This window comes from Arthrobacter sp. AL05 (assembly GCF_029960715.1).
In the GTDB taxonomy this organism is placed as follows: Bacteria; Actinomycetota; Actinomycetes; order Actinomycetales; family Micrococcaceae; genus Arthrobacter.
In genome coordinates this window covers 14,406-34,110 of the sequence record NZ_JASBRC010000012.1, presented here as the reverse complement: position 1 = coordinate 34,110, position 19,705 = coordinate 14,406, and the positions used below count along the sequence as shown (strand labels likewise).

Annotated in this window: 17 protein-coding genes; 11 read left to right on the top strand and 6 right to left on the bottom strand. The window is 67.3% G+C overall.

All coding sequences use genetic code 11. The features are described from left to right. The first annotated feature begins 49 nt into the window (after positions 1 to 49). Complete coding sequence (locus QK287_RS14300) at positions 50 to 1,552, top strand: PLP-dependent aminotransferase family protein (RefSeq protein ID WP_282360519.1); 1,503 nt, start codon at positions 50 to 52, stop codon at positions 1,550 to 1,552. 60 nt (positions 1,553 to 1,612) lie between these two features. Here QK287_RS14300 and QK287_RS14295 read toward each other — a convergent pair whose 3' ends face one another. After that, positions 1,613 to 1,894: a hypothetical protein gene (locus QK287_RS14295; RefSeq protein WP_226774502.1), complete on the bottom strand. Its 282-nt coding sequence runs from the start codon at positions 1,892 to 1,894 to the stop codon at positions 1,613 to 1,615. Between the two features lie 179 nt (positions 1,895 to 2,073). Between QK287_RS14295 and QK287_RS14290 the strand changes: the two genes are divergently transcribed. The 3 genes from QK287_RS14290 to QK287_RS14280 are packed head-to-tail and all read left to right on the top strand — an operon-like array spanning position 2,074 to position 4,333. Beyond that, positions 2,074 to 3,039 (top strand): RluA family pseudouridine synthase, encoded by a 966-nt coding sequence (locus tag QK287_RS14290; RefSeq protein WP_282360575.1) that lies wholly within the window; start codon positions 2,074 to 2,076, stop codon positions 3,037 to 3,039. Positions 3,040 to 3,076: 37 nt separating this feature from the next. Beyond that, positions 3,077 to 3,658 carry a DinB family protein gene (locus QK287_RS14285; RefSeq protein ID WP_282360518.1) on the top strand — a complete coding sequence of 194 codons (582 nt, stop codon included), beginning with the start codon at positions 3,077 to 3,079 and terminating at the stop codon, positions 3,656 to 3,658. Positions 3,659 to 3,706: 48 nt separating this feature from the next. Next, entirely contained in the window at positions 3,707 to 4,333 is a 627-nt protein-coding gene (locus QK287_RS14280; protein ID WP_226774500.1) for a VTT domain-containing protein, read from the top strand. A gap of 15 nt (positions 4,334 to 4,348) precedes the next feature. On the opposite strand, the gene QK287_RS14275 is transcribed toward QK287_RS14280, so the two are convergent. The 3 genes from QK287_RS14275 to QK287_RS14265 form a co-directional block, all read right to left on the bottom strand. After that, on the bottom strand, positions 4,349 to 4,654 hold the full coding sequence (locus QK287_RS14275; RefSeq protein ID WP_282360517.1) for a hypothetical protein: 306 nt from the start codon (positions 4,652 to 4,654) through the stop codon (positions 4,349 to 4,351). A 40-nt stretch (positions 4,655 to 4,694) separates the two neighbouring features. Next, the gene (gene ppc / locus QK287_RS14270) at positions 4,695 to 7,511 is read right to left on the bottom strand and encodes a phosphoenolpyruvate carboxylase (RefSeq protein ID WP_282360516.1); all 2,817 of its coding nucleotides are present in this window, start codon (positions 7,509 to 7,511) and stop codon (positions 4,695 to 4,697) included. Between the two features lie 222 nt (positions 7,512 to 7,733). Further along, the gene (locus QK287_RS14265; RefSeq protein ID WP_226774497.1) at positions 7,734 to 8,414 is read right to left on the bottom strand and encodes an NAD(P)-binding domain-containing protein; all 681 of its coding nucleotides are present in this window, start codon (positions 8,412 to 8,414) and stop codon (positions 7,734 to 7,736) included. An 852-nt stretch (positions 8,415 to 9,266) separates the two neighbouring features. On the opposite strand from QK287_RS14265, the gene QK287_RS14260 reads away from it, so the two are divergent. The 3 genes from QK287_RS14260 (at position 9,267) to QK287_RS14250 (ending at position 12,236) form a co-directional block, all read left to right on the top strand. Next, complete coding sequence (locus tag QK287_RS14260) at positions 9,267 to 9,893, top strand: TetR/AcrR family transcriptional regulator (protein ID WP_226774496.1); 627 nt, start codon at positions 9,267 to 9,269, stop codon at positions 9,891 to 9,893. A 189-nt stretch (positions 9,894 to 10,082) separates the two neighbouring features. Next, a complete protein-coding gene (locus QK287_RS14255; RefSeq protein ID WP_282360515.1) occupies positions 10,083 to 11,303 on the top strand; it encodes an endonuclease in 1,221 nt (406 codons plus the stop codon). A 90-nt stretch (positions 11,304 to 11,393) separates the two neighbouring features. Then, complete coding sequence (locus QK287_RS14250; RefSeq protein ID WP_226773213.1) at positions 11,394 to 12,236, top strand: DUF1684 domain-containing protein; 843 nt, start codon at positions 11,394 to 11,396, stop codon at positions 12,234 to 12,236. A gap of 9 nt (positions 12,237 to 12,245) precedes the next feature. On the opposite strand, the gene QK287_RS14245 is transcribed toward QK287_RS14250, so the two are convergent. Together QK287_RS14245 and QK287_RS14240 are read right to left on the bottom strand one after the other, a co-directional pair. Beyond that, positions 12,246 to 13,472: an acyl-CoA dehydrogenase family protein gene (locus QK287_RS14245; protein WP_282360514.1), complete on the bottom strand. Its 1,227-nt coding sequence runs from the start codon at positions 13,470 to 13,472 to the stop codon at positions 12,246 to 12,248. Further along, positions 13,469 to 14,302: an SDR family NAD(P)-dependent oxidoreductase gene (locus QK287_RS14240; RefSeq protein WP_226773211.1), complete on the bottom strand. Its 834-nt coding sequence runs from the start codon at positions 14,300 to 14,302 to the stop codon at positions 13,469 to 13,471. Before QK287_RS14240 ends, QK287_RS14245 begins: the two co-directional genes overlap by 4 nt. A gap of 172 nt (positions 14,303 to 14,474) precedes the next feature. Here QK287_RS14240 and QK287_RS14235 point away from each other — a divergent pair, with 172 nt between their 5' ends. The 4 genes from QK287_RS14235 to QK287_RS14220 all read left to right on the top strand — a co-directional run bounded on the left by QK287_RS14235 (position 14,475) and on the right by QK287_RS14220 (position 19,703). Then, on the top strand, positions 14,475 to 15,716 hold the full coding sequence (locus QK287_RS14235; RefSeq protein ID WP_282360512.1) for a glycoside hydrolase family 76 protein: 1,242 nt from the start codon (positions 14,475 to 14,477) through the stop codon (positions 15,714 to 15,716). 165 nt (positions 15,717 to 15,881) lie between these two features. Further along, positions 15,882 to 16,934 (top strand): iron ABC transporter substrate-binding protein, encoded by a 1,053-nt coding sequence (locus QK287_RS14230; RefSeq protein WP_282360511.1) that lies wholly within the window; start codon positions 15,882 to 15,884, stop codon positions 16,932 to 16,934. 4 nt (positions 16,935 to 16,938) lie between these two features. Then, complete coding sequence (locus tag QK287_RS14225; RefSeq protein WP_282360510.1) at positions 16,939 to 18,531, top strand: iron ABC transporter permease; 1,593 nt, start codon at positions 16,939 to 16,941, stop codon at positions 18,529 to 18,531. Next, the gene (locus tag QK287_RS14220; protein WP_282360509.1) at positions 18,528 to 19,703 is read left to right on the top strand and encodes an ABC transporter ATP-binding protein; all 1,176 of its coding nucleotides are present in this window, start codon (positions 18,528 to 18,530) and stop codon (positions 19,701 to 19,703) included. The genes QK287_RS14225 and QK287_RS14220 overlap by 4 nt, the downstream gene beginning before the upstream one ends. The last annotated feature ends 2 nt before the right edge of the window (positions 19,704 to 19,705 follow it).

The window sequence follows — 19,705 nt, the reverse complement described above, 5'->3', positions numbered from 1 at the left end:
CCCGGAAAACTGGCCTTGCAATCCAGAGCCAGTTTGAAATACTGGCTCTATGTCCGGTTCGCTGAATTCAAGCTCCCTGACCCGTTTGCTGGGCGACTGGAACCTTGGTGCCGCCCCCGCCTACCGGGAACTCGCCGACGTCGTCCGCCTTCTGGTCCTTGACGGCCGGGTGCCGCTCGAAATAGCCCTCCCCAGCGAACGGGCGCTGGCCTCGACACTTGGGATCAGCCGGACCACCGTTACCGCCGCCTACTCGGTGTTGCGCGAACAGGGCTTCCTCAGCAGCGGGCAGGGCAGCCGCGGCCGTACGTGCATCCCGCGGGCCAGCCAGGTTGGCGGCGGCGGGACGAATCTCAGCGGCGCACCGGGCCTGGCCGTCCCGGACGGGATTCTCGACCTTGCCTACGCCTCGCTGCCGGCCAGCGGCGAGGTGGTCCACCGGGCCTTCGCCTCAGCCCTGACCGAGCTTCCGGCGCTGCTGCCGGGCTTCGGGTACGACGCCCTCGGTGTCAGGCCACTGCGGGAAGCTATCGCCGGGCATTACGCTGCGGCCGGTGTGCCCACCACTGCAGCGCAGATTCTCGTGACATCCGGGGCACAGCACGCCCTGAACGTGGTGCTGAGTACCCTGGCCGGCCGGTCTGACAAAGTCCTCGTGGAGCATCCGAGCTACCCCAACGCGATCGACGCCATCCGGGCCGCGGGTTGCCGGCTGGTACCGGTGGCCATGCCCGCCGTCGAGCCGGGAAGGGACTCCGCGCCGTTTTCCGCTGGACGGCCCGGGTGGGACCTGGCGGCGATCGAGTCCGCGCTGAGGCAGCAGCGGCCCGCGATGGCCTATGTGGTCCCGGACTTCCACAACCCCACCGGGCGGCTGATGTCGGATTCCCAGCGCCGCAGGCTGGTCCACGCCGCTGCCGCCGCCGGCACCGTTCTTGTGGTCGATGAAACGCTTCGGGCGCTGAACCTGGACGGAATCGAGACTGCCCCGGTGGCGGCTTTCAGCCCCGCCGTCGTCTCCATCGGTTCCCTCAGCAAGTCGCACTGGGCCGGTTTGCGGACCGGCTGGATTCGCGCTGACGAGTCCCTGATCCAGCGCTTCGCCGCCGCGCGTACCACCATGGATCTGGGCGGGCCGGTTGTGGAACAGCTCGCGGCGGCCCACTTGGTCAACGCGCTCTCCGAGCCGCTCCCGGCACGGCTGGCCTCACTGCGCGGCAACCGGGACACGCTGCTGGACCTCATCGCAGGACGCCTGCCGGGCTGGCAGAGCGAACGGCCCGACGGCGGGCTGTCCGTGTGGTGCCGCCTCCCGGCCCCGATCAGCACCGCCCTTGCCGTGGTGGCCCCCGACTTCGGCATCCGGCTCGCGGCCGGCCCGCGTTTTGGTACGGGTGGGGCGTTCGAGAGCTTTCTTCGGGTGCCGTTCACCCTGCCCCCGGAACAGCTCGAAACCGCTGTGGCGGCGCTGCGTGCAGCCCAGGACCGGCTGGAGGCCTCCCCACAGTTGCGGCGCAGCCCTGGCGCCGTGCCCGCCGCCGCCCTCGCCTGATCCGACCCCGGTGAGGTCAAACGATGGCGCGCTGCAGGCCAGCCCCGCGTCGCGGATCCGCTAGGGGCAGACCTTCTCGAGGAAGCCGCCCCAGGCCCTTGCCGCAGCCGCGGAGTCCTTGCCGGCGCTGAAGTCGTGGACAGTCATCCCGGCACGATGATTTCGAAGTTCCGCTTGTCGTTCATTGTCCTGCTCATTAGCTGAGGAGGTTTTGGGTGATGCCGTCGGTGGTGTCCTGAGCGACGGGTGAAGTGCGACGACGAGGCGGTGCCTGCGCCCGCCGCCCGCAGTGGCGCCGGGCCTCGGTCCGCCGTCGTGGTATTTGCCCACGAGCTGGGTCACGGTGACGCCGAGTTCCTCGGCGAAGTTGCCGCGGCGGCCGGGTCTTCGATCATCGGCTGCGGGCCGGTGTGCCGAGTTCGCCGGAAGCTCCCGGGGTCGCCGGAAGCTTACGGCGACCCCGGGCGCTTCCGGCGACCTCGTGCCCGGCCCGAACCCCGGCAAAGTAGAATGGACCGGTGATGCAATCCCCCCTGCCCGTGCGCGACGGCGTCAATGCCACCCGCCTCCGCCTCCCGGACGAGGGGCCGTGGGACACCGCGATGGACTACATGATGCACCGCTGGGGCCACATCGATCCACAGGGCATTGAAGACCGTTTCGACGCCGGTGAGATCGTGGGTGCGGAGGGCGTCCCCCTGGACCGGGCCACCCCGCTGCGGAACCACACGTTCATCTGGTACTACCGCACCCTGCCGCCCGAAGTCCGGATCCCGGTGGAACTAAGCATCCTGCATCAGGACGAGCATCTTTTGGTGGTGGACAAACCGCATTTCCTGCCCACCACCCCCGGCGGGACCTACATTCAGGAGTCCGCGCTGGTCCGGCTCCGGAACCAGCTGAACCTCCCGGATCTTATTCCCATGCACCGGCTGGACCGCATGACTGCCGGCATCCTTCTGCTCTCCACGAACCCGCAGACCCGGGGAAAGTACCAGGTGCTCTTCGAGAAACGCCAGGTCCAGAAGGAATACGAGTGTGTGTCTGCGGCCGAGCCTGCACCCGGGTACCCCGCCGTCGAATTCCCCGTGGTGGTCCGGAACCGGATGACCAAGTCCCGCAGCTACCTGCTCGCCGAAGTAGTCGACGGCGAACCCAACGCCGAGACCAGGATTGAGCGGCTGCGGACCTTCGACGGCCCCGCCCCAAAAGCGCCCGACGCCGGCACTCCTCCCAACTCCGCCCTGCGCCGTGCGCTGTACCGGCTGGAGCCGCACTCGGGAAAAACGCACCAGCTCCGGGTGCACATGGCCTCGCTGGGCCTCGGAATAGTCAACGACGCCTTCTACCCGGATTTGCTGGCGAAAGCCCCGGACGACTACTCGAAGCCGCTCCAGCTCCTCGCCCGCGGAATCCGGTTCGTGGACCCAATCACCGGGGAGCCGGTGGAGTACCGCAGCGGACTGGAGCTCAGCGAGGACTGCTAGCCGGCTTGGGGGGTGCCGGTAAGGCAGAGTGATCCATATGGACCAAAAATCTGACTTGCACGGATACCTTCGAATTCGACGCACGGACCTTCTCGCCAAACTCGACGGCCTGGGCGACTACGACGTCCGCCGTCCGCTGACTCCGACCGGCACAAACCTGCTTGGACTCATCAAGCATGTCGGCAGCGTGCAGTTGGGGTACTTCGGGGAGGTGTTCGGCAGACCCAGCAATCGAGTTGTGCCGTGGCTCGGCGCCGATGCGCCGGCGGACGCCGACATGTGGGCCGCCGACGGCGAGACCCGGGCCGAGATCATTGAGTTCTTTGAGTTCTCGGCCCGCCACAGCGACGCCACGATCGAGACACTCGCTCTCGATGCGCACGGAGACGTGCCGTGGTGGACTCCGGAGCGCCGCCGGGTAACCCTGCATCAGATCCTGGTTCATATGTGTGTTGAGACTGCCCGCCATGCCGGTCACGCCGACATTCTCCGCGAACTAATCGACGGCGCCGCAGGGAACGGCCCGCAGGACCCGAACGTGCCGTCCCGCACAGCGGAGCAATGGGCGGCATACCGGTCAGAACTTGAGGCTGTGGCGCGCCGGGCCGGCGCCCATTGACCCACCTGGTAAACGGGCGTCCGGGCCGAAGTGCGATACCTTGTGCGCATGGACTTCGGCAACGCTGACAACTGGGGGGACGCGATCTATTTCTGGATCATCCCCCTGGTTATGGGCGATGCGATTTTCCCCCCGGTCCCCTCCGAAATGCTGCTCATCACCGGCGGCGCGCTCTCCGCAGTCGGCCGCGCCAACGCCGTCGTGCTGATCCTCCTGGCGGCGGCGGCGTCCTGGCTCGGCGACATCCTGGTATTCCAGCTCTTCAAGCGGCGCCTGAGCCACGTCCTGGACCGCTGGCAGTGGGGCCGCAGCTTTCACCGGGCCGTGCACAGAGCGACAGGCAAAGCCGGCCGGTCCACGACCTACGGCGCGATTATCGGAATCCGGTTCATTCCCGGCGGACGGCTCGCGACGACGGCCGCAGCCGGCATCGCCAACGTCTCCACCCGCGGGTTCAGCCTCTGCGCAGCTTTGGGCGGCATCCTCTCGGCCGTCTGGTCCGTCGGTCTCGGCTATGCCACCGGCGCGGCCACCGGACTGCCGTTCTGGGCGAGTTCGCTCATCGGCGTCGCCCTCGGGATCCTGATCGGCGCCGTCGTCGGCGTTATTGTCACGCTCCGGCGCGGCAACAACTCCCCTGTGGTGGACAGCCCCGGGGAGGAACTGGACTTCTGAGCGGGCGCCCGGGGCCTAGACGGGCGCCCAGCGGCCGCGGTTGCGGCGAAGGACCAACAGGTGGCCGGTCACCGCAACGCGCTCGACGGCGTCGCGCATCATTGCGGCCGACTCCAGCGCCTGGCTGTTCTCCCCGCCGTAGGAAGTGGGCTCAACGAGGAAACGCAGATTCAACTGCGGGACCCCTCCGGCCAGGTCAAGCTCGTTCGCTTCGACGTGGTGCCGGCTCTGCAGTGCCTCCACGGCCGCAGCCATCACGGCCTCCGGTGGTTTGCCCGGTTTGAGTCCGGTGATCTTCAATCTGGTCTGGAACGACGGCATACCACCACCCTATCGGGACGCGCTGCCAGCTCCGCCGGGCCTAGCCGGTGTTGCGCAGGCCGGCCGCAACGCCGTTGACCGTGATGAGCATGGCTCGCTGGAGCCGCTCGTCGATCTCGCCGTTGGGCATGCCCTCCCCTGCCGCTTCGGAACGCACCCTGCGCAGCAGTTCCACCTGCAGATAACTGATCGGGTCGAGGTACTGGTCGCGGATCTCCAGCGAGCGCTTCAGGGTGGGCTGCGCGTCGAGCAGCAGGTCCTCGCCGGTCAGGTTCTGGATCTCGGTGACAGTCAGTTCATATTCGGCCAGGATGGCACGGAAGAGGTGGTGCAGTTCCGCAGGCACCAGGGTGGAGACGTAGTAGCCGGCAATGTCCATGTCCGTTTTGGCCAGCGTCATTTCGACGTTGGAGAGGACCGAGCGGAAGAAGTGCCAGCCGTCAATCATCTCCACCAGCTGGGCCGAGTGGCCGGCCTCCCGTGCTGCCTTGAGCCCGGAGCCGACCCCAAACCAGCCCGGAACGATCTGCCGCGACTGCGTCCAGCCGAACACCCAAGGGATGGCCCGCAGGCCTTCCAGTCCCGAACCGGAATCAGGTCGTTTGGACGGCCGCGAGCCGATGTTCAGCGAACCGAGCTGCTCCACCGGGGTCGACGCCATAAAGTACGCCGGCAGGTCCGGATCATCGATTAGGGTCCGGTACCGGGCGAACGCGGCGTCCGAAATCGTCTCCATAACGTGCCCGTAGCGTTCCCGCTGGTCCTCCGAGGTACGCGGCGTGCGGTGCAGCGCTGAACCCTGCATCACTGCCGCGAGCGAGAGCTCCAGGTTCTCGCGGGCGAGTTCGGGCAGCGAGTACTTGTCCGAAATGACCTCGCCCTGCTCGGTGAACTTGATTTCACCTTCGAGTACCCCGTTGGGCTGGGCCATGATGGCATCGTAGGTTGGCCCGCCGCCGCGGCCCACAGAGCCGCCGCGGCCATGGAACAAGCGCACCCGCACACCATGCTTAGCGGCGACATCGCGCAGTTTGCGCTGGGTCTTGTGGATTTCCCACTGGCTGGTCATCACGCCGGATTCCTTGTTGGAGTCCGAATAGCCGAGCATAATTTCCTGCACGTCACCGCGCAGGCGGACCAGCTCGCGGTAGGAGGAGTCGGAGAGCAGCCGATCCACGATTTCAGCCGAGGAGCGCAGTTCCTCCACTGTTTCGAGCAGCGGCGCAAAGCCGATCCTGGCATAGGGGGCCGCGCCGAAGAGGTTGACCAGGCCGGCTTCGCGGGCCAGCACGGCCGCGGCCAGGACATCGTCAGCGCCTCGGGTCATGGAAATGATGTAGGTCTCGATCACGTCGGGGCCGTAGGTGCGCAGGGCCCGCCGGATCTCACGGAAGACGTCGTACGTTCCATCCGCAACGCCGTCGAGCTTGATCGGGTGGCCGGAAAGCGGGCGGCGGGAGGCAAGCTCGGACCCCAGCACCTCGAAGCGCTCGGCCCGGCTGAGTTCCGCATACCGGATGCCGGGGCCGCCGAGCCGGTCCATCAGCTGGCCTACGGCGTCGTGGTGGTGGTCTGCGTGTTCCCGGATGTCCAAGGTAGCCAGGTGCAGCCCAAAAGAGGCAATGGCCCGGCGCACCCTGGCCAGGGAGCCGTCCGCTGCCAGCGCCGCGTGATGGTTCCGCAGGGATCGCTCCAGCAGGGCCAGCTCGGCGAGCAGCTCCGCGGTGGCGGTGTAGTCGCGGCCGGGCTCATGCACTGCCCCGGCCGCCACACGCCGGGCGGTGTTGAGCAGTTTGGCCTTGATGCAGGTGAGTTTTAACCGGTACGGCTCCTGGGCATTAAGTTCCAGGACCCGGCGGTCCAGTCCCGGCAGCTTCTTCAGGTCCGCATCGATCGAGTCCAGCAACTCCTGGTCCGCACCCGCGAGGGCCGTTGAGTTGGAAAGGATCGAAATCAAGCCGTCTATAAGGCCGATGCTGATCCGGACGGCATGCTGGTTCTGGATCTGCAGGATTTCGCGGGTGACTGCTGCTGTCACATTGGGGTTGCCGTCCCGGTCGCCGCCGATCCAGGAGCCGAAGCGGATGGGGGCCGTCTCCGCGGGCAGGGTGACACCGTGCTCGCCGAGCAGTTCCGAGAGGTCCGAGAGCATCTCGGGCAGGGCGTCCCCCAGGATGCCGGTGAGGTAGTAGATCGCGTTCCGGGCCTCGTCCACCGGGGTCGGCCGGACCTGGCGCAGTTCGTCCGTTTGCCACATCTGGTCAATCACTTCGGCGAGCTGACGGTCCTGGCGGCGGCGCCCGGACGTACCTTCCGTGGTGCTCTCGGCCAGAATGTCGGAGAGCCTGCGAACCTTGTCCAGCACGGACCGGCGGGACGCCTCTGTGGGGTGGGCCGTGAAGATGGGCCGCACATCGAGTTCGTTCACGACGTCCTGCAGGACCGCCGGCCCGGCCTGGCTGGCGATGTCGCTGACGGCCTTGGCCAGCCAGCCGTCCTTTTCCTTCCGGGTGCGCAGCCCGCGGACCCGGTGGACCTGTTCGGCGGCGTTGGCGAGGTGGAAGTAGAACGCGAACGCCCGCACCAGGTCGGTTGCCTGCTCCAGCGGCAGGGAGCCCAGCAGTTCGCGTACCTGCGCGACGACGTCGTAGGAGCTCCACGGTCCGGTGGCATCCGCGCCGCCGCGGGCGGCTTCCTTGGACTCCTTGGTCAGCAGGCGGACCTGTTCCACGAGCACCAGGAGCTCAGGGCCGTGCTGGCGGACCAGGGATTCGCCGAGGAGGGTGGAAACCCGGCGGACATCCGCGCGCAGTTCGGACGCGAGATCGGTGCCGGAATTAGTTGCAGTGTCAGCCATGGATACAGTCTTTCGAGAGGACGTGGCTCGTACACTGCGCTGGATACTGTGAGCCCGGTTACTTTCTTCCTACTGGATGCTACCCGGAGCCGCGACCGGCGGGGAATCCGTCTCGGATAGTGTCCGGGGCTCCACCCAGCCACCCTTCCCAACTGACTCGCAGCTGGGGTCGTTTTGGGCGCTCAAAACGACCCCAGCTGCGAGCCAGTTGGGTGGCGGGTTCTAGCGTGCGATCTTGAAGTTGAAGTCCGCATTGCCGAAGGCCCCCCAGAGCCGCAGCCAGATCGGCAGGATCATTTCGGCGCCGCGGGCGGTGGTGATGTCGCCCAGGTCGATGATGTCCCGGTGGCCGAATCCCCTGAGCAGCACTGCCACGGTCTCCTTGGCCGCCGCGTCGTTTCCGGAAACGAAGACCGTGTGGTCGCCGCCGGCCACACTCGCCGGGTCCACCATCACACTCGCGGTCATCGTGTTCAGTGTCTTGACCACCCGGGCGTCCGGGAAGGAACGCTGGATCTGCTCGCCGAGGCTGTCGGTGTTGACCGGGTTCAGCGACGGCGGCATGCCCTGCGAGAAATCCAGGGGGTTGGCGATGTCCATGATGACCTTGCCGTCGAGGTTCCGGGCGCCCGCTGCCGTCAGGGCCGCCAGCGAGCCTGCGCCGTTCGTGGCATTGACGACCACCTCGGCTTCGGCCGCGGCGACGGCGAACGCGGCGACGCCGATTCCGGAGTTCGCGGCATGCCACTGGGCGAACGGTGCATTGCCCATGGCGTCCGGCTGCGTCCGGGCCAGCGTTTCCTCCCTGTCGCGGGTTCCGACGACGACGTGGTGCCCGTGGCTGGCGAGCGCCGCGGCGATCGTCCGTCCGACCGTTCCGGTTCCCAGTACCGCAATTTTCATGGCATCCTCATTCTGAAGCGGTGAAGTAGACAGATCTGTCTACCGACGGGAAGGACGCTACCAGACAGACCTGTCTACGGCAAGGCGGCGCGTTGACTGATCAATAACCTCCGCGTAGCCGCATACGTTGACTCAGGAGAAAAGCTCCGGGAAGGTTGGCCGGCGGAGATCCTTGAGGGATGGGATTGACGATGGGTGGGCGCACTGCTGTCACGAATCACCTGGCCGCGTCCTACCGGGCGGGTGACCGTACGAGGAAGGGCCGGATCCTCGATGAGCTGGGGATGAGCTGGTCGAGCTGGTCGAGCCGACGGGCAGGCCCCGGGATCACGCCTGGGCGGTGCCGCGAGGGCCGACGGGCAAACTGCTGGCGCCGATGCTGCCGGATCTCGCTCCGATGCTGCGGGCCGAGAAGGCCCTGGATATCACCGACGGGCAGGCGGCGTTGCTTGCCGGCATGAACTCGGCGACTATCGACCGGCGGCTGGCGGGCCAGCGGGCGAGGCTCCCGCCGCGTGGCCGGCCCATACCAAGCCCGGATCGCTGCTGAAGTCCCAGATCCCGGTCCGGACCTGGGCCCCGCCGCACTCTCCCGGCAAATCCTGGCCCTTTCGGGACGGCTGGAACCCCTTGCTACCGCCAAACAACCGGCGCCGATCAAACCCGCCGTGAACGAACGATGGAACCGCCTCGACAGCCGGAGGTTTTCATCTAAGGCAACGACTGCACCTTCCCGGAGGTATTGACGTGCGGCAACAGGGGCGGGCCGCCTTTCGCAAGTAACGGAACGACGGTACGATCCGGAATCCAGCAATCACCCGTAGACAGACTTGTCTGTGTAGCATAGAAGCCATGATTCCGACCGGCACCAGGACACCACAGGCCCTCCGGGCGCCCGCCGGCCAGGCGCGGGAAAGGATCCTTGCCACGGCCTTCCGGCTCTTCTACGCGCACGGGCTCCGCGCCGCCGGCATCGACACGATCATCGCCGAATCCGGCGTCGCCAAGGCCACGTTCTACAAGTACTTTCCGGCCAAGGACGACCTGATCCTGGCGTACCTGGAGAAGGTGGACGGGGTCTGGGCCGGGCAGCTGAAGGCCGCGGCGGAAGCCGCCGGGCCGGACCCCGCGGGCCAGCTCGTGGGGTTGTTCGACGCCCTGGCCAGCGCCTGCCGCCGCGACGGCTACCGTGGCTGCGCCTTTATCAACGCCGCGGCCGAGTCCGCCACCGGAACCAGGGTCCACGAACGGACAGTGGCCCACAAGGAGCACATCAGGGCCTGGATCCGTGACCTCGCCGTCCAGGCCGGCGCCCCGGATCCGAACCAGCTCGCCCGCAGCCTGACCCTGGTGCTCGACGGCGGCCTCGCCAGCGGCGTGCTCGACGCTGATCCGGCGGCGGCCACCGCCGCCCGCGACACCGCATCCCAACTTGTCGCCGCCAGCCTGGGCCACACCGCCGTAACCGCCGCCGGCTGACGTCCCGCCGGACGCCAGCCGGACAACAGCGGTGAACAGCCGTCGAACTCTAATCAAATCCTGCCGGTCACGAGCCGGAATCCCTGCCCGCCCGGCGAACAATGACGTATCTTGATATTGCCTTGACAAAACCTGTCAACTCTCTGTGCGCGACTGTTCCGGCGATCGCCCCGCTTCGAGGAGCACTTCATGACCCCAGTCCCCGTCCCGGCTACCCAGACGGGTGCGATCACGGGCCCGAAAGCCGCCGGACCCGCGCGCAGCCCGCTGCTCGCCGTCGCCCTTGTCCTCAGCCTGCTCTTCGCCGGACTGGTGGGGCAGTCCGCGGCTGCACCCGGCTCGCAGGCGGCCGCGCCGCTCACGGTGGCCCAGGCCATCGCAACCCAGGACGGCTCGGCCGCGGCGGTGACCGGTTACATCGTGGGCCAGCCGACGTCGGCAACCACAGTGCTCCGCACCGGCTTCACTTCGGACACGGCCCTGGCGATCGCCGACTCGGCGGCCGAGACGAGCACGGCGAAGATGCTCTACGTCCAGGTCACCACGCAGTACCGCACCGCGTTCGGGCTGCAGAGCACCCCGTCCCTGCTGGGCAAAAAGGTCAACGTCACCGGATTGCTGACGGCCTACTTCTCGCACGCCGGGATCAAGAGCCCCACCAGCATGGCGCTGTCGGCAACCCCAACCCCAACCCCCACGCCAACCCCAACCCCAACCCCAACCCCCGGTGACTATTACGCCCCGGCCGCCGGAAAGACCGGACCGGCGCTGGAAAGCAGCCTGCACCAGATCATCTCCGTGCAGCAGAAGCTCAGCTATGACCAGGTCTGGGATGCGCTGAAGGACACGGACCAGGATCCGTCCAACAGCAACAACGTCATCCTGCTGTACACCGGACGCTCACAGTCCAAGGCCACCAACGGCGGGGGCGTGAATGACTGGAACCGGGAACACGTCTGGGCCAAGTCGCACGGGGACTTCGGCACGGCCACCGGCCCGGGGACCGATGTGCACCACCTGCGGCCCACCGACGTTACTGTCAACTCCGCCCGCGGAAACAAGGACTTCGACCTGGGCGGCACACAGTCCGCCGAGGCCCCGGGCAACTACACCGATGCCGATTCCTGGGAGCCCCGCAACGCGGTCAAAGGGGATGTGGCACGAATGGTCATGTACATGGCGGTCCGGTACGAGGGCGGTGACGGCTTCGCCGACCTGGAGATGAACAACTCCGTCAACAACGGCACGGCACCTTTTATGGGCAAGATGAGCGTGCTGCTGGAGTGGAACCGGATCGATCCGCCGGATGCCTTCGAACAACGCCGCAACCAGCGGATCTTCGAGCAGTGGCAGGGCAACCGGAACCCGTTTGTGGACCACCCGGAGTACGCCGAGGCGATCTGGAACTGACAGTATTTCGCGCCCCACCCGGCTAGCGGCCGGGTGGGGCGCGGCTTAGGGTGGTAGCCAAGGCAGCCGTTCACCGCTTGGAAGGATACCGTGAGCACCACCCACCGCGACCTCGACGCCCAGCTCGCCCGCTGGCAGCGTTTCCGCAACAGCCGCAACACGGCCCTCGCGGGCGATTACGGCTGGCTGACGCTCACGTCCTTCCAATGGCTGGAGGACCGGCCGGCCGCGCTCGACCTCGCCCCCGGGCTGTGGTCCACGGACGGTACGACGGCGTCCCTCACCGCCACCGCCGCCGAGGGGCTGACGCTGGTGGACACCGGCGAACCCGTTGCTGGCACCATCAAGGCCTCGCTGCTCAATGAGGCATCGCTGCTCTGGGTCCGGTACGGCGGAGCTGACGGCCGGCAGGTGGTGGTTGAGCTGGCCATGCGCGCCGATAAGTACGCCGTCCGCACCCGGGATTCGACGTCGCCGGTGTTCACCGGGTTCGACGGCGTACCCACCTTCGACTACCGCCCCGAGCTGGTGGTTGAAGCCAGCTTCCACCCCTATCCGGCACCCGTGGACGTCCCGATCGGCACCGCCAACCCGTTGGTCGACGGGGTCCACCGCTCGGTTGGCGAACTGGTGTTCCGGCTCCCCGGCACGGACCACGAGTTCCATCTGCAGGCCGAAGAGGAAAAGCTCGGCGCCCTGACGGTCACGTTCCACGACGAGACGAACGGTGAGAGCACTGACGAGTGGCGGAAGGTCTCCACGGCCCGGCCGCGCGTCGACGCCCTGGGGAACCGCACCGTCAGCCTGGATTTCAACCGGGCCATCAACTACCCCAGCGCCTTCACCCCCTACGGCACCTGCCCCATGCCGGTGAGGAACAACAGCCTGGACTACCGGATCGAGGCCGGGGAAAAGGAGCCCGCGTTGTTCTAGGCACCCGCCCTAGACGATCGCGGAAACCCCGGTCACGGCCCGCCCGACGATCAGGGTGTTGATCTCGTACGAGCCCTCGTAGGTGTAAATCGCCTCGGCGTCGGCGAAGATCTTGGCCATCCGGTAGTCGGTGACAATGCCGTTGCCGCCCAGCAGGGACCGGCCCATCCCCACGGTTTCCCGCATCCGGGCGCTCACATAGGACTTCGCGAGCGCCACCTGCGGCATGTCCGCGGCTCCCGCATCCTGCAGCTGTGCGATCCGGACCATCATGCCCATGCTCGCCACTGCATTGCCGAGCATCGTCACCAGCTGCTGCTGGACCAGCTGGAATTTCGCCAGCGGGCGGCCGAACTGCCGGCGTTCGACGGCGTACTGCCGGGCGACGTCGAACGCGGCCAATTGCTGGCCAACACCCTGCCAGGCGACCATGATCCGCGACCCGCGCAGCAGTTCATTGGTGTCCTCGAAGCTGTTGATCCCGGCGAAACGGTCCGACTCTGCCACCTGGACGTCGGTGAAGAGGATGTCCGCGTTCTGCACCGTGCGCAGCGCGATCTTGTTCTCGATCCTGCTCCGGCTCACGCCCGGCAGGGTCGCGTCCACAATAAAGCCGCGGATGCCGCCGCCGTCCTCGTCGCGGGCCCAGACCAGCATGTAGTCGCAGAACGTCCCGTTGCCGATCCATCGCTTGGCGCCGTTGAGCACCCAGGTGTCGCCGCCGTCGGGCGCCCCGCCGCGGACCCGCCGGGCAACGGATTCCATGCCACCGGCCACATCGGAGCCGTGTTCAGGCTCGGTCAGGGCGAACGCCCCGGTGGTCCGGAGGTTCGCGGCGTCATCGAGCAGCCGCGCCTTCTGCTCCGCGGAGCCGAAGGCGTAAAGGGCTTCGACAAAAAGATCGTGATGGACCAGGAAAAACGTCGCCAGCGAGGTATCCACCCGGGTCATCTCGGCGATCACCAGCCCGGCAAACAGGTTGCTGTAGCCGCGCTGGGCCGGTGCGCTGAGCTCCAGGGCCGCCAGCTTGGGCAGGATGTGGGCGGGGAACTCGGCCCTATTCCACCAGTCGGCCGCGTAGGGTGCCACTTCCCGGGCCAGGAAGTCCCGCAGTTCGGCGAGCTTAGCCTGTTCCGCGGCGTTGAGCATCGCCTCGAAGCCGAAGAAGTCCGCGGTTGGAAGGCCCTCGGTTGACGCAGCGGACGCCGGCGACTCCGCCAACCCGGTCGGCCTCATTTCGGCCCCATCCGGATGGCGCCGTCAAGCCGGATGGTCTCGCCGTTGAGCATGGCGTTCTCCACGATGTGCGCGGCGAGGTTCGCGTACTCTGCGGGCCGGCCCAGCCGGGATGGATGCGGTACCTGGGCCCCGAGGGAGTCCTGGGCTTCCTGCGGCAGTCCGGCCATCATGGGTGTCTCGAAAATGCCTGGCGCAATTGTCATCACACGGATCAGGGACCGGGCAAGTTCCCGGGCGATCGGCAATGTCATCGCGTGCACGGCCCCCTTGGAGGCGGCGTAGGCAGGCTGGCCGATCTGGCCATCAAACGCGGCGACGGACGCGGTGTTGATGATCACCCCGCGCTCGGGCCCGCCCAGTCCGGTCACGGCCGGCTCGGTGGCAGCCATCGCGGCCGCCGCGAGGCGGATCACGTTGAAGGTGCCCACGAGGTTGATCTGGATGACACGGCTGAACGTCTCCAGTGCCAGCACGCCCGTCCGGCCCAGGACCTTTCCCGGGGTGGCGATTCCGGCACAGTTGACCACAATCCGGAGCGGCCCCAGCTCCACGGCAGCGTCAACGGCGCCCTGTACTTGCTCTTCGCTGGTGACGTCGGCTGGCACAAAAACCGCCCGGTTGCCCTGCCGCGTCGGGCTGCCGGCCTCGGCGGTGTTCGCCTGGACGTTGTCCGCCGCGTTCAGTTCATCGGCGAAGGCGCTGCCGGCGGAGCCGGGCAGGTCCACCAGGACGACCGAGGCTCCGGCGTCGAACAAACGCCGTGCCGTGGCAGCCCCGAGCCCGGAGGCCCCGCCGGTAATCAGCGCGACTGTACCTTTGATGTCCATGCATCCTCCTTGATGTGGAACCGGAACCTGCCACGACACTGTGGGCAGCGTCACGAACCGACAGAGAACAATAGTTAATGAATGTTAACTGGAATGCCGGCAGAAAGCACCTTCGCCCCGCAAAGGCGCAACGGTCCCGCGCCGGACGCGGGGCCGCCACTACGCTGAAGCCATGACGCCCGCAGACATGCCCCCGGCCCACAACTGGTCTTTCCGGGCCGACGAAGCAGCCCGGTCGGTAACCAGAATGTTCGGGCAGCGGCTCTTTTTCCTGCCGGGAACCCATCTCGCCGCGATTGTGCGACCCTCCGGCCGGCTCGGAAACCTTGCCCGGCCCTGGCACTACTGGTGGCAGGCGCACTATGTGGACTGCCTCGTGGACGCCGGGCGCCGGGAACTGGGCCGTGAACACCGTCCCGGAAAACCGTTCGACGGCAGCACCCGGCCCAGCGCCGGCCGCCTCGCATCCTGGCTGGTCACCGGAATCCGGCTCCGAAACTTCCTCACCGTGGTCAACAACTATTACGACGACATGGCGTGGCTGGCCCTGTCCACGTTGCGGCTGGAGCAGCTCGCCGAGGACAGCCGCCACGATGCCGGCCGCCGCCGTAACGCCAAGGTCCTGAAGAGCCTCACCCTGCAGTTCGACTCGGCATCCACCGATGACCTCGGCGGCGGCACCTTCTGGAGCACAAAACGGGATTTCAAGAACACCCCGGCCACCGCGCCGGTGGCGCTCCACTACGCCCGGACCGGCCAGCCGGCCAAGGCGCAGGCCCTGCTGGACTGGCTGAACGCCCGCCTTTTCGACGCCGAACAGGGCCTGTACCGCGACGGGCTCCGGATCACGCCGGCCGGCGGCGTGGTGCTGGAGGGCGCCATCTACAGCTACAACCAGGGCCCGGTGCTGGGCGCCCTGCTGGAGCTCGGCGGCGAGGCCAACCTGGCACGCGCCGCCGAGCTGGTGGCGTCGGTGGCACGCGGACTCACCGTCCCGGCAGCCCTGGCGGGGCGTACTGCCGACGTCCTGCGCTGCGAGGGCACCGGCGACGGCGGCCTGTTCACCGGCATCCTGGCACGCTACCTGGCCCTAGCCGCCGCCGACCAGCGGCTTCCGGCCCAGGCCCGGGCGACGGCCACAACGCTCGTGAACAACACCGCCGAGGCGTTCTGGGAAGGCCGCCGCCCGTTGTCCGCGGCGGAGCCACTGGCCGGCAAGGGCAGCCGCGTCCTGTTCTCCGACCGCCCCGAGCGGCCGGCGCTGCGCAGCTACCCGCCGGGCGCCGCCGTCGAACTTTCCACCCAGCTGCAGGCGTGGATGGTGCTGGAAGCCGCGGCGGCTATCGCCGCTCGGTCCGGGCACCCGGCAGGGAACGAGTCAGCCACCCCCACGGAACCGGCCGCCGACAATTAAGTCATGCAATAGTTTCGTAATTCACGTGATCCTCGTCACTTAAGGCGTTCTCGGCTTGGTTGCTTAGGGTTGGCTAACCTACAGTTTTTCCTAGTGAGCATGCCCTAACTTCCCCCGCTCACGGGGGCTAGGGCTCCAGAGACCTTCCCTCCAGAAAGCAGCCCCATGAAGATCCGCAACAACGCGCTGGCAGGTATCGCACTTGCCGCCACCGCAGCGCTCGGCCTGGCCGCCTGTGGCTCCGGCACCTCCACGCCCTCCGGCAGCGACGCCGCTGACGGCAAGATTTCCGGTGCGATCACGGTGTACAACGCCCAGCACGAGTCCCTTTCCCAGGAATGGGTGGACGCCTTCACCGCCGAGACCGGCGTTAAGGTCACCGTCCGCCAGGGTTCGGATACCGAAATGTCCAACCAGATCATCCAGGAGGGCCAGGCTTCCCCCGCCGACGTGTTCCTCACCGAAAACTCCCCGGCCATGGCCCAGGTGGAAAACGCCGGCCTGTTCGCCGACATCGACAAGGCCACCGTCGACCAGGTTCCCGCCGAATACCGGCCCTCCACAAACAAGTGGACGGGCATCGCAGCCCGTTCCACTGTCCTGGTCTACGACAAGTCCAAGCTGAGCGAAGACCAGCTGCCCAAGTCGATGCTGGACCTGGCCAAGCCGGAGTGGAAGGGCAAATGGGCGGCGTCGCCCTCCGGCGCCGACTTCCAGGCGATTGTCTCGGCCTTGCTCGAACTCAAGGGCGAAGCGGCCACCGAGGAATGGCTCAAAGGCATGAAGGAGAACTCCAAGGCCTACAAGGGCAACAGCACGGCCATGAAGGCGGTCAATGCCGGCGAAGTGGATGCCGCCCTGATCTACCACTACTACTACTACGGTGACCAGGCCAAGACCGGCGAGAACTCCAAGAACGTCACGCCGTACTACTTCAAGAACCAGGACCCGGGCGCCTTTGTCTCCGTCTCCGGCGGCGGCGTCCTGCAGTCCTCAAAGAACGCCGCGGCGGCCCAGGCCTTCGTCAAGTTCATCACCGGCAAGAAGGGCCAGGAAATCCTGCAAAAGGGCACCTCCTTCGAATACGCCATCGCCTCCGCCACCCCGGCCAACGAGAAACTCGTCCCGCTGCCGGAGCTGCAGGCACCCACGGTGGATCCCGCCAAGCTCAACTCCGCCAAGGTCAGCGAGCTGATGACCAAGGCAGGGCTGCTCTAACTTCGTGGCAACCAAGCTGGCGGCGCCCGAAACATCCGGGAGCACACCGACGGCGGGCCGGGGCAAACGCCCCCGCCCGCCTTTCGGCGTTTCTGTTATTGCGGTCCTGGCCGTCCTGATTGCCCTGTTCGCGCTGATTCCGCTGGGCTACGTCATTGTTATGACGGTGGCCACCGGCTGGGACACAGCCGTGGAGCTGATCTTCCGGGCACGCGTCGGTACGCTGCTGCTCAACACCGTGCTCCTGATGCTGATCACCGTGCCGCTGTGCCTCATCCTCGGCGTGGGCGGAGCCTGGCTGGTGGAACGCACGCACCTTAAGGGCCACAGATGGTGGGCCGTGCTGCTCGCTGCCCCGCTGGCCATCCCGGCGTTTGTCAACAGCTATGCCTGGGTCTCCGCGGTGCCGTCGCTTGAGGGTCTGTGGTCCGGCGTGCTGATCGCGACCTTGTCGTATTTTCCGCTCGTTTACATTCCGGCCGCCGCGACCCTCAGCCGGCTGGACCCTGCCATCGAACAATCGGCCGCGTCCCTGGGCCTGGGCGCCTGGCGGGCCTTCTTCCGTGTGGTCCTGCCGCAGCTGCGCATCGCGATGACCGGGGGCGCGCTTCTGGTATCCCTGCACCTGCTGGCCGAATACGGGGCGTTCGCGATGATCCGTTTCGACACCTTCACCACCGCGATCATGGTGCAGTACCAGTCGACCTTCAACGGCACCGCCGGGAACATGCTGGCCAGCGTCCTGGTGTTCCTGTGCCTGATCCTGCTGCTGGTTGAAGTGCGCAGCCGAGGCAGCGCCCGGTACGCCAGGATCGGTTCCGGGGCCCAGGCGCGCGCCCTGCGGCTTCCGCTGCGTGGTTACCAGCTGCCCGCCCAGCTGTTCCTGGCCGCGCTCACCGCCCTGGCCTTCGGACTTCCGCTGACGTTCGTGCTGCGCTGGATCGTCGCCGGCGGACCAGGCATCTGGGCCGCAGACGAATTCCTTCCGGCCCTGCTGCTGACCCTGATGTACGGCCTCGCCGGCGCCCTGGCCACCACAGTTGTCGCGTTCCCGATGGCCTACCTGGCCGTGCGGCACCCCGGCTGGTTCAGCAAGGCCCTGGAGCTGTCCAACTACATCACCAGTTCCATGCCCGGGATCGTGGTGGGCCTGGCCTTCGTGACCGTCAGCATCAAGGCTGCGCCCAGCCTCTACCAGACCTCAACGCTGCTGATCGCGGCCTACGTGTTGTTGTTCCTGCCGCGCTCCCTGGTCAACATCCGTTCCGGCCTGGCGCAGGCGCCCAAGGAACTCGACGAGGCCGCCCAGGCGCTCGGCAAACCGCCGTTGCTGGCGTTCCTGCGCGTAACACTCCGGCTCACGGCCCCGGCCGCCGCAGGTGGCGCCGCGCTGGTGTTCCTGGCAATCGTCAATGAACTGACGGCGACGCTGCTGCTCTCCCCCAACGGCACCCGGACCCTGGCAACGGAGTTCTGGAGCAAAAGCAGCGAAATCGACTACGCCGGGGCGGCGCCATACGCGTTGCTGATGATTCTTTTGTCCGCGCCGATGACCTACCTCCTCTTCCAGCAGTCCAAGAAAGCAGCGGGACAGTGACCCAGTACAGCCCCTCCCGGCTCCCGGCACCGCGGATCGCCGCGTCCGTGGCCACCAGCACCAACAACCACCTGCAGATCGACGCCGTCACAAAGGATTTTGGGACCCAGGCGGTCCTGAAGGGCGTCAACCTCTCGGTGGCCAGGGGCGGCACAACGGCGATCGTGGGCCCGTCCGGTTCCGGCAAGACCACGCTGCTGCGGCTGATTGCGGGTTTTGAACACCCGGACACCGGCAGCATTTCACTCAACGGCACCAAGGTGGCCGGCGACGGCGTCTGGGTCCCGGCACATAAGCGCCACGTCGGCTACGTGGCGCAGGACGGAGCCCTGTTCCCGCACCTGAGCGTCGGGCAGAACATCTCCTTCGGACTCGATACCACCAAACTTCCCGGCGGCCGCCGGGCACTGAAGGACCGGGTGGCCGAACTGTTGGAGATGGTCTCGCTGGACCCGGCCATGGCCAAACGGCGCCCGCACCAGCTCTCCGGCGGCCAGCAGCAGCGCGTGGCCCTGGCCCGTGCGCTCGCCCGAGAACCGGAACTGATGCTCCTGGACGAGCCGTTCTCGGCCCTGGACGCAGGGCTGCGGGTGGCCACCCGCAGGGCGGTGGGCAAGGTGCTCCAGGACGCCGGGGTCACCACCATCCTGGTCACCCACGACCAGGGCGAGGCACTGTCCTTTGCGGACCAGGTGGCGGTGATGCGCGGCGGACGGCTGGCACAGATCGGCAACCCGTTTATCGTTTATACCCGCCCCGCGGACCGGGCCACCGCCGAGTTCCTGGGCGACGCCGTGATCCTCGATGCCTGGATGGAAGGCTCCCTCGCCACCTGCTCGCTGGGCGGCATCCCGGTCCGCCGGCCCCCGGCCCAGGGCCGGGTCCAGCTGATGCTGCGCCCTGAGCAGATCCGGATCGCCGAAGACGGCCCCATCCGCGGTGTTGTGGTGGACACCGATTACTTCGGGCCGGAAACCACTGTCCGGCTTAAGCTCGCTGCCCCTCCCGTCCTCACTGAAGGGGCCATGGCAGACCACCGCTACCCCGGCGGCGGCGAGATCATCACCATCCGGCACTGGAACGCCTCCATCGCCCGGCCGGGCACCGAGCTGTGTCTGCGCGTTGTGGGCGAAGCCGTGGCTTTCCCGATGGAGGACCTGCCGCAGGCATAGCC

Coding starts and splice junctions, on each gene's coding strand:
- QK287_RS14300 (WP_282360519.1), top strand. CDS start 50: ATGTCCGGTTCGCTGAATTCAAGCTCCCTGACCCGTTTGCTGGGCGAC.
- QK287_RS14290 (WP_282360575.1), top strand. CDS start 2,074: ATGCAATCCCCCCTGCCCGTGCGCGACGGCGTCAATGCCACCCGCCTC.
- QK287_RS14285 (WP_282360518.1), top strand. CDS start 3,077: ATGGACCAAAAATCTGACTTGCACGGATACCTTCGAATTCGACGCACG.
- QK287_RS14280 (WP_226774500.1), top strand. CDS start 3,707: ATGGACTTCGGCAACGCTGACAACTGGGGGGACGCGATCTATTTCTGG.
- QK287_RS14275 (WP_282360517.1), bottom strand. CDS start 4,654: ATGCCGTCGTTCCAGACCAGATTGAAGATCACCGGACTCAAACCGGGC.
- ppc (WP_282360516.1), bottom strand. CDS start 7,511: ATGGCTGACACTGCAACTAATTCCGGCACCGATCTCGCGTCCGAACTG.
- QK287_RS14265 (WP_226774497.1), bottom strand. CDS start 8,414: ATGAAAATTGCGGTACTGGGAACCGGAACGGTCGGACGGACGATCGCC.
- QK287_RS14260 (WP_226774496.1), top strand. CDS start 9,267: ATGATTCCGACCGGCACCAGGACACCACAGGCCCTCCGGGCGCCCGCC.
- QK287_RS14255 (WP_282360515.1), top strand. CDS start 10,083: ATGACCCCAGTCCCCGTCCCGGCTACCCAGACGGGTGCGATCACGGGC.
- QK287_RS14245 (WP_282360514.1), bottom strand. CDS start 13,472: ATGAGGCCGACCGGGTTGGCGGAGTCGCCGGCGTCCGCTGCGTCAACC.
- QK287_RS14240 (WP_226773211.1), bottom strand. CDS start 14,302: ATGGACATCAAAGGTACAGTCGCGCTGATTACCGGCGGGGCCTCCGGG.
- QK287_RS14235 (WP_282360512.1), top strand. CDS start 14,475: ATGACGCCCGCAGACATGCCCCCGGCCCACAACTGGTCTTTCCGGGCC.
- QK287_RS14230 (WP_282360511.1), top strand. CDS start 15,882: ATGAAGATCCGCAACAACGCGCTGGCAGGTATCGCACTTGCCGCCACC.